Below are 14,750 nucleotides of genomic sequence, written 5' to 3' on the forward strand. Positions count from 1 at the left end.
GTCACGCCAGGACATCGAGCACTTCCCCCGGACCGGCGCCGTACGACGCGTCTCCGAGCGCGGCCCGCACCCGCCAGCCGTCGACCGCCAGCACAGCGACTGCCCCCAGGACCGGATCCATGCCGGGCGTTCCCTGTCGCAGCAGGCGGAACCCGTCCGCCTCGATCCGGCCGGCAAGTCCCGCCTCGGCGCGCCAGAGCTCCGCCGGCGAGCCGACTCCCTCCAGAACCCAGCGTCCGGCGACCGGTACCGCCGGCCTCAGGGCCGCCACCGACCGGGCTCGCAGCCAACCGTCCCCGATCAGTGGCGTCGCGGCCCTGCCGACGGCGTGCCCTCCTGTTGCCGTCAGCAACTGTTTGGCGGCCAGCAGGACCGCGGCGCCGGACGCCCATCCGATCGTCTGCGGCGCCTCGGCGACGACCATCCGCAGCCAGCGCAGCACCAGTACGTCGTGCAGGTTCTCGGCCATGGAATCACCGGGATCACCCCAAGGTGACGCGGCGAGCGCACGCCGCAAGCCGTCCGCCGAGGTCGTCACCGCGATCCTGGGCCAGGACGTCGCCAGACTGCCCAGCTCGAGATAGGTCCGCCGCCGTCCATCCGCCAGCCCCCGGGCGTGCGCCTCGATGTTGGCGAGTTCGTAGCGTCCGGCGAGCGCCCGAGCCAGGCCGCCGGCGGATCCAGGCATCCAGCCGGACAGCACCCGCAGCTGCCACAGCTCGGCAGCCGTGACCAGTTGTTCGGCCTCGGGCAGCGTCGTCCCCGGTACGGCGGCCCGCGCGTACGCCGTACCGTCGAGCAGACGGAGCGCATCGGGCAGCCCTGCGGACGACGCGAGCCGCCGTGCCGCGCCGGCCCCCATCCGGCGGCGGGCCATCGCCTTCGCCCGAACGGTCGCCGCCACCCAGCCCGCGCCCATCAGGACGTCCTCCACACATCCGCGCGGAGCCGGTCCAGGACCGCCGCGACCAGGCTGTCCATCCGCTGCGATCCGGCCTCCTGCAGCTGGACCGCGGCGGCTGCCGCGGTCGTCAGCAGCTGCTCGACCGCCGAGTCTGCCCGGGCCTGGATCGCCGCGGTCACCTCCGCCTGCTCGCCGGTCGCCCGCGCTCGAGCGTCCATGACCATCCCGGCGGCGTCGGTCCGGGCGGTCGCGATGAGGCCGGCAGCCTGCTCGCTCGCTCGTGCCCGGATCTCCTCGCTGTCGGCGATCGCGGCATCGAGTGCCCTGAAGACGGGGACGAGCTCGGCCGGTACGCCGGTGCGGCTGTCCATCGGCACGCCGACAGGCCCGGCGCCGCCCGGCGTACCGACCGGACGGAAGCGCCGCAGCCGATCCAGCATCGTGCTCACCCTCCGAGCGTCCCGGCCCGAACGGCCGCCCGAGCAGGGCCCAACGGCCCGACTTCGGTGACCAACGGTCCTGGCCCGTGGCGAGCGGAAGCGTCAGCGTGCAAGTGAGAGAGAGGAACGGCCATGCACGCAGTCACCGGCAACTGGATCATCGTCGAAAGCACGCACCTGAACGAGCACAAGCGGCAGGGCCTGATCATGGAGGTCCATGGTCCGGACGGCTCCCCGCCGTACCTCGTCCGCTGGGACGACACCGGCACCGAGTCCGTCTTCGTGCCCGGTCCCGGGACGCACATCCTCACCGCGGAACAGCTCGAGCAACTGCACGACCGCGCAAAGTGAGGGTGGGGACCTAGACGATGCGGGTCCGGGACGTGATGACCACACCGGCGACGACCGTGACCGCGGAGACCTCGATCGGCGCGGCATCGCGGTTGATGGGCGATGAACAGCTCACGTCGATCGTCGTCGTCGACGACTCCCGGGCACTCGTCGGTACCGTCGAACTGAGCGACTTGCGCACGCACGAAACCGAGCAGGGCGCCGACCGCGACGCGGCGCCGACCCACCGCGTCGGTGAGGTCCAGGTACGCCGTACCGCCTGCGTACGGTGCGACGACGAGATCGCGGTGCCCATCGACCTGATCCGGTCGACCACGGCGGCATTGCTGCCGGTCGTCGACAACGATCGAGTGGTCGGAACGCTGAGCCGCGACGATCTGCTCGACCTCCTCGCCGACCGCGAGGTCCGCGCCGACCTGCTCGCCGGCTCGGCCTGCGGATCCGCCTACCGCAGATGACCGCAGTACCGGGGTGAAAGACGCCGGCACGCGCGAAGCAGGGTGCCGAGCGGCCGGTGAGGTTCGGTCGCCCGGCACCCGGCGGCCGGAGCGGCAATCCCCTCGACAGGCCGCTCCAGCGGATCGGTGACGGTGCATCGAACGACGAGGAGGATGAGCTTTCAGTCCACCGCGGCGGGCGGATTCCTCCGTAGGGTGGAATGTCCTGTGTCCGCGGGACCTTGGGCCCTGCCGACATCCCACTGACGGAGCCCCATCAGGAGCAGCTGACGTCCCCGCCAGGTCGGCCGTAGCCTGTGCAGGTATGGGACGACTCGACTCCTGGGCGCCGGGGAGCTACACCGCCGGCGGGACGACGCATCCGACCTTGCGCAAGGGCGCCGGTCCGGGGGTGATCGTGATCCACGAGATCCCGGGGATCACACCAGCGGTCATCGCGTTCGCCGAGGAGGTGGTCGGGCGCGGCTTCACGGTGGTGATGCCTTCGTTGTTCGGGCACCCGGGGGCCCGGGCGACCGTCCGGGAGTCCGTGCGGAGCATCGCTCAGGTGTGCGTCAGTCGGGAGTTCAGCCTGTTCGCGCTCGGTCGTACCAGCCCGGTGGCGACCTGGTTACGGTCCCTGGCGCGCGAGCTCCATAGTGAGCTGGGCGGATCCGGCGTGGGGGCCGTGGGCATGTGCCTGACCGGAGGCTTCGCGCTCGCGATGCTGGCCGACGCACCCGTCGTCGCGCCTGTGCTCGCTCAGCCCGCCTCGCCGGCCCCGGTGGGACGAGCGCGGAAGGCCGACCTCGGACTGAGCCCGGGCGACCTCGGCGCTGTCAAGGCCAAGGTCGCCGCCGGCTGTCCGGTGCTCGGCCTGCGCTACGCGGGTGATCCTGCGGTCGGGACACGCTTCGACACCCTTCGCCGTGAGCTCGGCGACAAGTTCATCGCCGTCGAGTTCCCCGGCCGCAGACACGCCACACTGACCGAGCACCGCCAGCAGGAAGCCGTGGATCGCGTACTGACGTTCTTCGAGCAGCGCCTCAAGCCGTAGCGGGTGCCGAACGGCCCCGAAGCTCGGGACTCTTGCCCGCTGCCTTCGCTTCCTTCCACCGGCGAGCCTGACGAGACCGGCATGAGAGGAGTGGACATGACGGCGCTCACCTTCCTCGGCGCGGCCGGAACGGTGACCGGCAGCAAGTTCCTGCTGGAACACGGCGACGAGCGGATCCTGATCGACTGCGGCCTGTTCCAGGGCGAGGCGCGCTGGCGACGCCGCAACTGGGACCCGTTCCCGATCGACCCGGCGTCGCTGGACGCCGTCGTACTCACCCACGCGCACCTCGACCACTGCGGCTACCTGCCCGGCCTCGTCCGGCAAGGCTTCCACGGACCGGTGATCTGCACGCCCGGTACGGCGGACGTCGCCGCGATCGTGCTCCGTGACGCCGCCCGGCTCCAGATGGAGGACGCTCAGCACGCCCGCGCCGGCGGCTACTCCAAGCACGATCCACCGCAACCGCTCTTCGACTCCGAGGACGCCGAACGAGCGATCCGGTTCTTCCGCCCCGTGACCGACGGCGTCGACCTGTCCGGCGCCTCCGTACGACTGCACCGGGCCGGCCACATCCTCGGCTCGGCCTTCGCGGAGCTCGAGTTCGACGGGCGCAGGCTGCTGGTGAGCGGGGATCTCGGCCGCCAAGAGCATCCGCTGCTCCGCCCGCCCGAGCCGCCGCCGGCCGTCGACACGGTCCTGATCGAGGCGACGTACGGCGACCGCCACCACGACGCCCTCGACCATGCCCAGCTCGCGCACCTGATCTCCGCCACCGCGGCACGCGGGGGTGTCGTCCTGATGCCGGCCTTCGCGATCGACCGCACCGCGATCCTCCTGCACGAACTCGCCGGCCTGATGCGCGACGGTCTCATCCCGCACCTGCCGGTGTACGTCAACAGCCCGATGGCCCTGGCCGCCCTCGACGTCTACCGCGCAGCGGTCGCGAACAAGTCACCCGAGTTGCGCCCCGGGATCCTCGGCGGGCCGGACCCGTTCGACCCCGGGACGCTGCGCCTGGTCCACTCCGTCGAGGAGTCCATGCGGATCAGCGACCCCGGCCGTCCGTCGGTCGTGATCTCGGCGTCCGGCATGGCGACCGGAGGACGGGTCCTGTACCACCTGGCGCGGCTGCTGCCCGGGAAGCGCAACACCGTCGTACTCCCGGGCTTCCAGGTTCCCGGCACCCGCGGCCGCGCACTGCTGGACGGCGCCCGCGCGCTCAAGATCCACGGCCGCTACGTGCCGGTCCGCGCTCAGGTCGTCGGGCTGTCCGAGTTCTCCGCCCACGCCGACTCCGACGAACTGCTCAACTGGCTGTCGGCGGCGCCGAGCGCTCCCGAGACCGTGTACGTCGTCCACGGCGAGGACCACGCCCGCGCCGTACTGGCCGGGCGGATCCGCGACGAACTCGACTGGACCGCAGTGACGCCCAGGCATCTCGAACGCGTCCGCCTCTGATCAGGACCCGGCCCGTGCTTGAGACCTTGGCCGACATCGGTGCGGAGCAGCGGGACGTCTGCGGACGGAGGTCGGGACCTTCGTCCGTTCGGTCGGCGCTGCGCCGGACGGACGATCGACGTACGGTGCGGCGTTCGTGGCGAGCCCGCCGACGGTCCGGAGGTGCACGATGACTCGAGTCCGATCAACCATCGACGTGACGAGTACCTTGCCCCGCTGGTCGTCCGTGCTGGCGGTTGTCGCGCATCCGGACGACGAATCGTTCGGGCTCGGCGCGGCGCTCGACGCCTTCGCACGGGCCGGCAGCGCCGTCTCGGTGCTGTGCCTGACGCACGGGGAGGCCTCGACGCTCGGACCTGCCGGCGACCTCGCCGTCCTTCGTGCCAAGGAGCTGCAGATCGCAGCCGGCGCACTGGGCGTCGACTCGGCCGTCCTGCTCGATCATCCCGACGGCGCCTTGGCCACCGTCGACCTGAACACGTTGAAGAGCGACGTGTTCGCCCAGATCAGGGCATCGGGCGCAGACGGCATCCTCGTTTTCGACCCGTCCGGGGTGAGCGGGCATCCCGACCACTCGGCCGCCACCGCCGCCGCGCTGGCAGCTGCTCGCTGCGTGGACCTGCCCGTCCTCGGCTGGACAATCCCGCGCCTGATCGCCGACCGGCTGAACCGGAAATTCTGGACAGCCTTCGCCGGGCACGACTCGCGAGACATCGACCTGGTGGTTCCGGTCGACCGGGAGAACCAGCGCATCGCAAGCCTCGCGCACGCCTCGCAGGCCGTCCCCACGAGTGTGCTCTGGCACCGCCTCGACCTGCTGGGAAACCAGGAGCACTTCCGTTGGCTGCGCCGAGCTACACCGCCGGCCTCCGAGCCGAACGGCACTACGACGATTCGGGTCGGCCATCTGGACGGCGACCGGTTCGGCATCCAGATCCGGGAGCACACGCTCACCGTCGACCAGCCGAAGAACGCCGGCGGCGAGGACACCGCCCCAACGCCGACGGAACTCTTCGTCGCGTCCCTCGCCGCATGCGTCGCGTTCTACGCCCGGCGCTACCTGCACCGGCACAACCTGGACACCACCGGCCTCAGCGTCGAGACCAGCTTCGGACTGGCGCAGAAGCCGGCGCGGGTCGACCGGATCGACGTCACCGTCAAGCTCCCGGTCGACCTCCCGCCCGCGCGGCGCGACGCCCTGCTGGCCGTCGTCAACCACTGCACCGTGCACAACTCGATCACCACCCCGCCGGAGATCTCGATCACCCTGGCAGGGTGAGGTTCACGGCAGTTGCACGTACCCGTGACGCATCTTCCACAGGAAGTACTTCTCGAAGCCCAGCTTCATAACGACTTCGTGTTCACCGGCTCCTCGCCGCGGATCTGTCCGCGCGGGCCCCGCTACGAGTCCCGCCTGGGGCGCTTCCACTTCCCCGAAGCAGAACCACAATGTGTTCCAACGGCCGGCCCGAGGCTGCATGGCCCGCGGTCGAGAGGACTTTGGTCACTGCCGTCCGTGCGATCGGACTGCGACGGTGAACGAATGGGGCAGGACATCAGTACGCACCTCCGGACGTCGTCGCCCGACCTGTCCGTCGGCACGCGGGTCGACCTGGACGACGTGGTCAAGCGGTACGTCGTCGGCGACACTACGGTGACCGCGTTGGCCGAGGTGAACCTGCACATCGACGAGGCCGCTTTCGTGGTCGTGCTCGGTCCTTCGGGGAGCGGCAAGACCACGCTGCTCAACATGATCGGCCTGCTCGACACGCCGACCGGCGGCAGAGTCGCTCTCAACGGACGTGACACCACCAGGGCGTCACGGCGCCGGCAGTTCGAGCTGAGGCGCCACACGGTGAGCTTCGTCTTCCAGACGTTCAACCTGTTCCCGGGGCTGACCGCCCTCGAGAACGTACAGTTCGGCGCCGATGTCGCGGCCCGTCCGGCGGCGGCGGACGTCGCCCGGGAGGAGCTGTCGCGGGTCGGTCTGGCCGATCGCCTGCATCACTTTCCGCACCAACTCTCCGGTGGCGAGCAGCAGCGGGTCGCGATCGCCCGGGCATTGGCCACCGACAACCCGATCCTGCTGGCCGACGAACCGACGGGTGAGCTCGACTTCCGCACCGGAGTACAGATCCTGGAGCTGCTCCAGCAGCAAGCCGAGGCAGGCAAGACGGTGCTCGTGGTCACGCACAACCGTGAGCTGTCCCGGGTCGCCGACCGGGTGATCGAGTTGTCGAGCGGCCGCATCGTCAGCGACGGTCCACCCGCCGGCGGCAAGAGCCGCACCGCCGACCTGCACTGGTAGGCGTCATGCGCACCGGGTCGCTTCGTCTGTGGGTCATCTGGTCGTGGCGCGACCTGCGACGACGATGGCTCCTGGTGACGGCGCTGGCTCTGGTCATCTCCCTCGGCACCGGCGCGTACGCCGGCCTCGGCGGGACCACCGCCTGGCGGCTCGCATCGAACGACCGCAGCTACGCGAGTCTTCGGATGCACGATCTGCGGGTGCAGCTGCCCGCGGGCGCGTTCGTCCCACAGGGATCACTGCTCCGAGCGATCGGAGGCACAGCGGACGCGTCCGCCGTCGACGCGGCGGTCGAGCGCCTGATCGCGCCGACCCTGGTGGACGCCTCGACCGGCGCGGACCAACTGCTCGTCCCCGGTGAGGTCGTCGGTATGCCGTCGGGTTCTTCGCCGGTCAACGCCTTGTACGTCGACCGCGGCCAAGGCCTCGGTGCGCGTGGTCCCGCCTCGACGGTCGCCGTACTCGAGTCCAAGTTCGCCGCCGGCCACGGATTGCCCTCGACCGGCAGGCTCCTGCTCGGCACGGGCACGACCCTCGAGTACGTCGGGACCGGTTACACGCCCGAATACTTCCAGGTGACCGGCCGCAGCGGGATGGTGCTCGGCGAGACCGGCTTCGCGGTCATGTTCACGCCGCTCGCGGTGGCACAGCGAGCGACCGGTCACGTCGGTCAGGTGAACGACCTCGTCGTCCGGCTGCGCCCCGGCGCGGATCACGCGGCGGTACGCCGGCAACTGACCGCTGCCGTCGCACCCTTGGGCGGAACGGTCACCACCCGTGCCGAGGATCCCGTCCACCGCGCACTGTACGAGGACGCCAGGAACGACCAGACCACCTGGAACGTCTTCGCGTTCCTGATCCTGTTCGGCGCGGCGTTCGCCACCTTCAACCTGGTCAGCCGGATGATCGAGTCGCAGCGCCGGGAGATCGGCGTCGGGATGGCGCTCGGCGTGCCACCGCGGATGCTCGCCGTCCGGCCGCTGCTCGTCGGCGTACAGATCGCGACCGTGGGGGTGGTCGCCGGGATCGGCGTCGGCTGGCTCATCGGCAGCGCCATGGGCAACGTCATGGCCGATCTGCTTCCGCTGCCGATCTGGGTCACCCCGTTCCAGGGCGGCCGCTTCGCCCAGGCCGCCGTGCTCGGTCTCGTCCTCCCCGTGATCGCTTCGGTCGTGCCTACCGTGCGAGCGGTCCGGATGCGTCCCGTCGAGGCGATTCGCACCGGTGCGTACACGTCGGCGCGGCCGACAGGACGCCTCCTGACACTGCTGTCCAGGGCAGAGCTACCCGGCCGCACCTACCTGTCGATGTCGTTGCGCAACGTCCTCCGTACCCCCCGCCGTACCGCGTTCACCGCGCTCGGTGTCGCCGCCGCGATGACATCGCTGGTCGCGGTCCTCGGCCTTCTGGACACCTTCAGCGCTGCCGGAGACGCGCATGCCGAAGAGGTCGGGCACAGCAGCCCGGGTCGACTGGTCGTCAGCTTCGACACGTACTACGCGCTCGACTCCGCGCCGCTGCGGGCGATCCGCGACACTCCCGCCGTCGCGGCGGCACAGCCGCAGTTGGCGGTGCCGGCGACGCTCCTCGGCCACGGCGCCGACATCGATTCGATCGTCCAAGTCGTTGACTTCACCAACAGAATCTGGACTCCGACGCTGCTCGCCGACCGCGGCCCGAAGAACGGGATCGTGCTGTCGGAGAAGGCAGCAGAAGACCTCGGCGTGGCCCCCGGCGACATGGTCGAGCTGCGGCACCCGGTCCGATCCTCCGACGGCCTCCGCCTGGTCACCAGCCGGGTTCCGGTCCGCGCACTCCACCCCGACCCCTGGCGGACGTTCGCCTACCTCGACGCCGACGGTGCCGCACGGTTCGGGTTGACCGGCACCGCCAACCAAGTCCTCGTGCTGCCGTCGGGGAACGTCGACGACCTCGAGCGCGCGGTGTTCGGGCTGCCAGGGGTCTCCTCCGTCGATGCGGCCGCCGCCTTCGCCGACGTCCTCGACAACGCCCTCGCCCAGTTCACCGGCATCCTTCGCGTGATCGAGGTCGCCACCCTGCTGCTCGCCCTGCTGATCGCGTTCAACACCGCCGGCATCACCGCGGACGAACGCACCCGCGAGCATGCCACGATGTTCGCCTTCGGCCTGACGCCACGGGTCGTGCTGGGCATCGCGGTCGCCGAGAACGCGGTCATCGGTCTGCTCGGCACACTCGCCGGGATCGCCGGCGGGTACGTGGGACTCAGGTACATCGTGTCCGGCTTCGGCGAGGTCACCCCGGACCTGCTGGTACGACCGACCCTCTCGACCACGACGATCGTCGCGGTCCTGCTCCTCGGCACCACGATCGTTGCACTCGCGCCCCTCCTCGGCCTGCGACGCCAACGCCGGATGGACATCCCCGCAGCCCTCCGCGTCGTCGAATGACGCTTCCCCGCGTCGGCTCCGGACAGCGCTCGCCGCGATGATTCCTGGTGCAGCCGATGCGTTACGAGACCGTCGTACCGATCAGGCTGCCGACGCCGTACGTCACAGCAACGGCCAGTGCACCGACGACAAGCTGGCGGAGGCCCGAACGGAGGGCTGCGCGGCCGTTGAGCACGCCGATGCCGGCGCCGACGGCGAACATGGCGACGAGCGCGGCGACCAGCGCCGCGACGAACGCCGCCGTTCCGCCGCCGATCAGGTACGGCAGAACCACGACGAACGCACCGGCCGCGAACGCGATCATGCTCGAGGCCGCGGCCGTCCAGGGACTGCCGAGCGCGTCGGGATCCAGACCGAGCTCCTCACGGACCAACGAGTCCAGGGCCGCAGGCGGGTCGGCCATCAGTTGGTCGGCCAAGCGGGCGGCCTCGTCCTTCGGAATGCCCTTCGCCTCGTACAGCAGCGCCAACTCGAGCCGCTCCTCCTCAGGATTCTCGTCGAGTTCGGCCGCCTCCAAGCTGATCTCACGCTCGAACATCTCCCGCTGGCTGGACATCGAGACGTACTCTCCCGCAGCCATCGAGAACGCCCCGGCGAGCAGACCGGCAACGCCGGCCAGCAGCACCGTCGACCGCCCTGCCCCTGAGCCGGCGAAACCCATCACCAACGCGGCGTTGGACACCAACCCGTCGCTGACGCCGAACACGGCAGCACGCAGACCACCGGACCGATCGCCACGGTGCCATCGCTCACGCTGCGCGATCTGTTCTGTCGGCGTGCCCGCACCTCCCGAGCGCATCCGCGCGATGCGTCGTCCATGGCGGCGTTCCTCAGCGGCCATCCCCTCCGCGGCCTGCGGGTCGGCGTCGTACTTGTTCGCATCGGCACGCTCCATCCGCTCGACGTACGGCAACAGCGGCCCGGCACCGACCCGGCGCGACAGCCAGCCCAGCAGTCGGGTACGCAGCCCGGGCCGACCGGCCGCCGGCACCTCGGCACCCGCCTCGCGAAGCTTCGCCTCCCAGTGCGCGGCATGCCGCTCCTCGATGGCGGCCAACTCGGTGAACGCGTCCCGCCGCGTCCCACTCTCGACCGCCGCCAACGCCTGGTAGAGCGCAGCCGCGTCCCGCTCGGCCGCAAGCATTGCACGGTAGCGCCGGACGTCGGCCTTCGTGAGCCGAGGTTCAGACATGGCCACTCAGTCCCTTCACGATGCCGCTGCACCACTGCCAGGATCAGACTAGGTCGGCTGACATACGCACACGACGCGGGGAGCGCGATGCCTGCGTCCTCGCGGCGATGGTCCGGAAATGCACGAACGAGCTGGCCAAGAGTTCGCGGTAGACGTCATGTCCGAGGTTCTGAGCAGGGGACAGCAGCTCGGACGAGGGCGTACGCTGAAATCCCCCCATCGTGTGATCTGGCCTTGCCACCCAAGGCCGCACACGGGACGGGTGCCCCGATTCACACCGGGGCACTCCGTTCACCCTTCAGGCTGGTTGGCCGGGCTGGGGCGGGCCGATGCGGTAGGGCCGCATCATCTCGTTGTCCTCGTGCTCGACGATGTGGCAGTGCCAGACGAACTGCCCGGGGGTGCTGAATCGGAGCCGCAGCCTGGTCACCTGACCGGGCAGCGCGGTAACGGTGTCCTTCACACCGGTTTCCCAGGATTCCGGCGGGAGTGGTACGGATCCTGGAGCGATCTGGACGGCGCCGGTGTCGTCGTCGGACAGGATGTCTTGGCGGTTCACGACCTCGAAGGCGACTTCGTGGATGTGCATGGGATGTGCGTCGGCGGTGGTGTTGTAGATTTCCCAGATCTCGGTCGAGCCGACGGCCGGGTTCTCGGTCACGTCATCCATCCACAGCTTCTTCACCGTGAAGCCGCTCTGGACGATTCCGAGGAGTGCCTCGACGGGTCCTTCGACCTCCTCCTCGACCTCGTTCAGGCCGACGTCGGCCTCCTCGATCAGCGCCAGTTGCCGCGTGACGGTGGCCGTCGGCAGCGGCGTGCTGGACGGTAGCCGGAGGAACCGGGGCGGCGTCGTGGGGTCGGGTGCGACCGCCGGCACGACCCGGAACTGCAGGATCTGCCCGGTCGAGTCCGGATCGGCGGGCTGGAACTCGGCCCCGGGGAGACCGCCGCCGTACGGTTCGTCGGGCCCGACGTTGCCGAGCAGGTAGTTGCCGGCCGGAACGTTGGTGAAGTCAACGATCAGGTCGGCACGCTCGGCCAGAGCCATCAACAGCCGGCTGTTGTTGGTCGCGGTCAGGTTCACCGGCGCGGCGAGGAAACCGCCCTCGTTGCCGATGGCCCACACCTCTGCACCGGGAATGCGACTGAAGTCGAGGATCAGGAACCGCGACTGACAGCCGTTGAGGAACCGGAACCGGTAGCGCCGCTTCTCGACGGTCTGGAACGGCCAGGTGTTGCCGTTGACCATGATCATGTTGCCGAAGAACTCGGGGTTCCAGATCGGTGAGAAGGGACCGTCGGGGATGTACGGGTCGGCCAGTTCGTCGAAGAACCTGCGAGTGTCTGGATAGAACAGCGAGCCGTCGGTGTTGAACGCGCGATCCTGGATCGCGATCGGGATTTCGTAGTAGGTCTTGTTGGGCGGGAACTTGTCGCCCTCGATCGGCGCCGGCCCCGGAAGCACCGCGACCGTACCGGTCCGGCTGTCCAGCACCGTCTTGTCGCCGGCCGGACCACCGCGAAGGATGAAGAACCCGGCCGGTCCGGCGTACACGTTCAGTCTCGTCATGCCGAGCGTGTGGTCGTGGTACCAGATCGTCGAGGCCCGGTTCAGGTTCGGGTACTGGAAGGTCGCGAAACCCGGGCCCCAGGTGACTCCGTAGCTCGCCTTCGCCTTGCCGGCGAAGAAGTCGTACCAGGTGCCGGTCTGCGCGAAGTCCCCGACGTCGGCCGCGGCGGGCAGGTACCACGCCTCGGCGTACCCGTCGCTGTCGTCGGCCACCCCGACCGCACCATGCACATGCGTGACCATCGGAACCGGGCCTGTGTACCTGCCTGGCGTCGGCTGACCGGTGAAGTCCGGCCGGCTGTCCCGGTCCGCGACACCGCCCGGCGGGTTCGCCCAATGCAGCGTCGGATCGACCGGCAGCAGATGCGGCAGGAAGTTGCCGGCAGCATCGACGAGGTCGTTGATCCACTTCACCCGCACCGGCCGGTTCACGCTCGCCTCGATCGTCAGCGACGGCGCATGATGGATCAGCAGGCCACGACTGCTCGCGGTCTTGACCGCGCCGTACCCCCAGACGGTGGTGCTCGGCAACGGCGCCGGCAGGATCTGCTGGGAGATCTGCCGCATCGAGATCTCGTAGTAGTCCGCGGGCTTGCCGCCCGGCATGGTCAGGATGCCGGCCCGCGGCATCACCGGTGGAATCAACAGGGCGGTCTGGAACTTGGGAACATCGCCCGGGCCGAGCGTGCCGCCCGGGATCTCCGCCATCGCGCGGACTCCTCCCCCGGGCAGGTACGTGTACAGCGCGAAGCCGACCGCGGTGCCACCCGCCGCCTTGATGAACGTACGCCGAGTCAACGACGAAGCCGAACGCGTGCGAGCCTCCATCGCACTCACCCCCAAAAACAGCCCTCCCCTGCGGCGCCGGCGCAAGGCCGGAACCGCACTCCCTACAGCTCAGTATGAGCTCGGAGGCGACATAACGAAACGGCCCGGGGCCGTAACAGAATCCGCTCAGCTCCTGACGTGGCGTGTCCGGATCACTGACCACTTTTGCCCGCGGACGCCCATGGTGGGAACGGCCGGTGCAGAAGTGGGTGCGCAGCACGTCGTCAGCGGTCGATCACGCCGTGTCGTTCATCCCACCCGTGGGATCACCGCGACGAGGGCCGGTCCTACTCTTGTTCGCCATGATGTGGCTGGGCAGATGGTTGGAAGCTTCCGCGCGGCGCGAACTGGGTGCGCTGTCCCGGCTCGTCCTCAGCAGGATGGTCGTCACGCCGGCCGTTCAGGCCGCGATCGACCAGCACGCTGCGGCGGTCCGCGACATTCTCGCCATCAGCCCGGGCCGGATCGGACCGGTTGAGCTGGCCGGGTATGCCCAAGGTGTCGAGGACGGCGCTTTCGGTCGGGGTTGGCGGCCCGGCGCCGACCTCAGCACCGACTGGGTCGGCCTGCGACTTGCGGCGGCGTGTTCTCTCGTCACCGCAAGTGCAGGAGATGTGACGACGACGGTTCAGTAAGTCCCGTCGTCCCGGGCAGATCCAGTCGAGGAACCGGGTTCCTCGGGCAGGTGCCCCTGACGCAGACGGTCCGCCGTACCCTCCGCACCGTACGCTCCGTACGGCGCGGCCGACTCGCGACCGCTCGCCGGCGTCGCCCAAGCGTCGCGTTCAGCGTCTTCGCGCCCGCGCTGGTAGGCCTCTTCACGGGCGCGCGCCCGGGGCAGGTCACGCTCGGCGCGATCCAGCCAGCGCTCCCAGCGCTGCTGCATCGGCCGAACCAGCCCGCCGCCCATGCCGACCACGATCACGCCGCCGACGGTCGCGAGGACCGCAATCAGGACCGGAGTGGTGACCGCGGTGGCGATGCCCATCTGATTCAGGGCAGCGATGATGCCCAACGCAATCACGAAGACCTGAACGATCCGCGCCACCAGTTGGCCCCAGCTCAGCCCGCTGAGCGCACTGCCGACCAGGTCACGCAGTGCGTTGGCGATCGCAGCCGCGACGACGACGATCACAATCGCGACGACTGCCCTCGGCAGCCAGCGGACGATGGTCGCGAGCAGATCGCTGACGGGGTTCGGCCCGAACACGCCGAACGCGAACTGCAACGCGATCAGCAACACCGCGTAGTACACCAATGCCGCGATCAGCCCGCTCGCGTCGTACTTCGACCGCTCCAGCGCGCGGCCGACCCCGCCGCGTTCGACTGCTCGGTCGAAGCCCACGCGGCTCAGTACGACGTCGACGAGCTTGCGCAGCGCTTTGGCGATCAGCCACCCGACCAGGAGGATGACCAAGAAGATCGCGAACTTGGGCAGGAACGTGATGATCGCTCCGACCGCGTCATTCCAGGACTTGGTGAGATCCATGGGTTTGTGTCCCTTCGACCAGCCCGGCTGATCTCCCCAGCCGATCGCGGGCAATCTCAATCTGTGCGCAATCCGGTACCCCCGCGAACCTGAAACAATCGCCCCGAAATCGCGTGCAGGCCGCGCGCAACCGCGGCGGTGTCGGGGGTGAGCAAATCCGGCTGAAACAGCGGTGCATTCGGAACCCCGCAATGTCAGTCAGGATGCTGCCGGGTTTGGGAGCCGGGTACCTGACGTGACTCACACCTTTGGATGGATCGGGCACTGCCCCTTGATCGCGG

13 protein-coding genes are annotated in these 14,750 nt (G+C 69.6%); 8 read left to right on the top strand and 5 right to left on the bottom strand.

The features are described from left to right. Position 1: 1 nt before the first annotated feature. Positions 2-934, bottom strand: a complete 933-nt coding sequence (locus ABZX12_RS28760) for a V-type ATPase subunit (RefSeq protein WP_355698135.1) — start codon at positions 932-934, stop codon at positions 2-4. Continuing rightward, positions 919-1,353 (bottom strand): hypothetical protein, encoded by a 435-nt coding sequence (locus ABZX12_RS28765; protein ID WP_355698137.1) that lies wholly within the window; start codon positions 1,351-1,353, stop codon positions 919-921. The genes ABZX12_RS28760 and ABZX12_RS28765 overlap by 16 nt, the downstream gene beginning before the upstream one ends. Before the next feature lie 123 nt (positions 1,354-1,476). Here ABZX12_RS28765 and ABZX12_RS28770 point away from each other — a divergent pair, with 123 nt between their 5' ends. The 7 genes from ABZX12_RS28770 to ABZX12_RS28800 all read left to right on the top strand — a co-directional run bounded on the left by ABZX12_RS28770 (position 1,477) and on the right by ABZX12_RS28800 (position 9,387). Then, positions 1,477-1,695 carry a DUF1918 domain-containing protein gene (locus tag ABZX12_RS28770; RefSeq protein WP_355698139.1) on the top strand — a complete coding sequence of 73 codons (219 nt, stop codon included), beginning with the start codon at positions 1,477-1,479 and terminating at the stop codon, positions 1,693-1,695. A 17-nt stretch (positions 1,696-1,712) separates the two neighbouring features. Beyond that, on the top strand, positions 1,713-2,153 hold the full coding sequence (locus tag ABZX12_RS28775) for a CBS domain-containing protein (protein ID WP_355698141.1): 441 nt from the start codon (positions 1,713-1,715) through the stop codon (positions 2,151-2,153). 304 nt (positions 2,154-2,457) lie between these two features. Further along, positions 2,458-3,189: a dienelactone hydrolase family protein gene (locus tag ABZX12_RS28780; protein ID WP_355698143.1), complete on the top strand. Its 732-nt coding sequence runs from the start codon at positions 2,458-2,460 to the stop codon at positions 3,187-3,189. Positions 3,190-3,285: 96 nt separating this feature from the next. Then, a complete protein-coding gene (locus tag ABZX12_RS28785) occupies positions 3,286-4,650 on the top strand; it encodes an MBL fold metallo-hydrolase (RefSeq protein ID WP_355698144.1) in 1,365 nt (454 codons plus the stop codon). Between the two features lie 169 nt (positions 4,651-4,819). Beyond that, on the top strand, positions 4,820-5,929 hold the full coding sequence (locus ABZX12_RS28790; RefSeq protein ID WP_355698146.1) for a PIG-L family deacetylase: 1,110 nt from the start codon (positions 4,820-4,822) through the stop codon (positions 5,927-5,929). Between the two features lie 264 nt (positions 5,930-6,193). Beyond that, the gene (locus ABZX12_RS28795; protein ID WP_355698148.1) at positions 6,194-6,958 is read left to right on the top strand and encodes an ABC transporter ATP-binding protein; all 765 of its coding nucleotides are present in this window, start codon (positions 6,194-6,196) and stop codon (positions 6,956-6,958) included. 5 nt (positions 6,959-6,963) lie between these two features. Further along, positions 6,964-9,387 (top strand): FtsX-like permease family protein, encoded by a 2,424-nt coding sequence (locus ABZX12_RS28800; RefSeq protein WP_355698150.1) that lies wholly within the window; start codon positions 6,964-6,966, stop codon positions 9,385-9,387. Between the two features lie 61 nt (positions 9,388-9,448). Here the strand turns inward: ABZX12_RS28800 and ABZX12_RS28805 are convergent, their stop codons facing one another. Both ABZX12_RS28805 and ABZX12_RS28810 read right to left on the bottom strand, forming a co-directional pair. Further along, the gene (locus ABZX12_RS28805) at positions 9,449-10,579 is read right to left on the bottom strand and encodes a VIT1/CCC1 transporter family protein (protein ID WP_355698152.1); all 1,131 of its coding nucleotides are present in this window, start codon (positions 10,577-10,579) and stop codon (positions 9,449-9,451) included. Between the two features lie 298 nt (positions 10,580-10,877). Beyond that, entirely contained in the window at positions 10,878-12,950 is a 2,073-nt protein-coding gene (locus ABZX12_RS28810; RefSeq protein WP_355698154.1) for a multicopper oxidase, read from the bottom strand. 332 nt (positions 12,951-13,282) lie between these two features. Here ABZX12_RS28810 and ABZX12_RS28815 point away from each other — a divergent pair, with 332 nt between their 5' ends. Then, a complete protein-coding gene (locus ABZX12_RS28815) occupies positions 13,283-13,615 on the top strand; it encodes a DUF6401 family natural product biosynthesis protein (RefSeq protein WP_355698156.1) in 333 nt (110 codons plus the stop codon). Here the strand turns inward: ABZX12_RS28815 and ABZX12_RS28820 are convergent. Then, positions 13,609-14,469: a hypothetical protein gene (locus tag ABZX12_RS28820; protein WP_355698158.1), complete on the bottom strand. Its 861-nt coding sequence runs from the start codon at positions 14,467-14,469 to the stop codon at positions 13,609-13,611. The two genes, ABZX12_RS28815 and ABZX12_RS28820, sit on opposite strands and share 7 nt — an antisense overlap. Between the last annotated feature and the right edge of the window lie 281 nt (positions 14,470-14,750).

The organism is Kribbella sp. NPDC003505, assembly GCF_040610875.1.
GTDB lineage: Bacteria > Actinomycetota > Actinomycetes > Propionibacteriales > Kribbellaceae > Kribbella.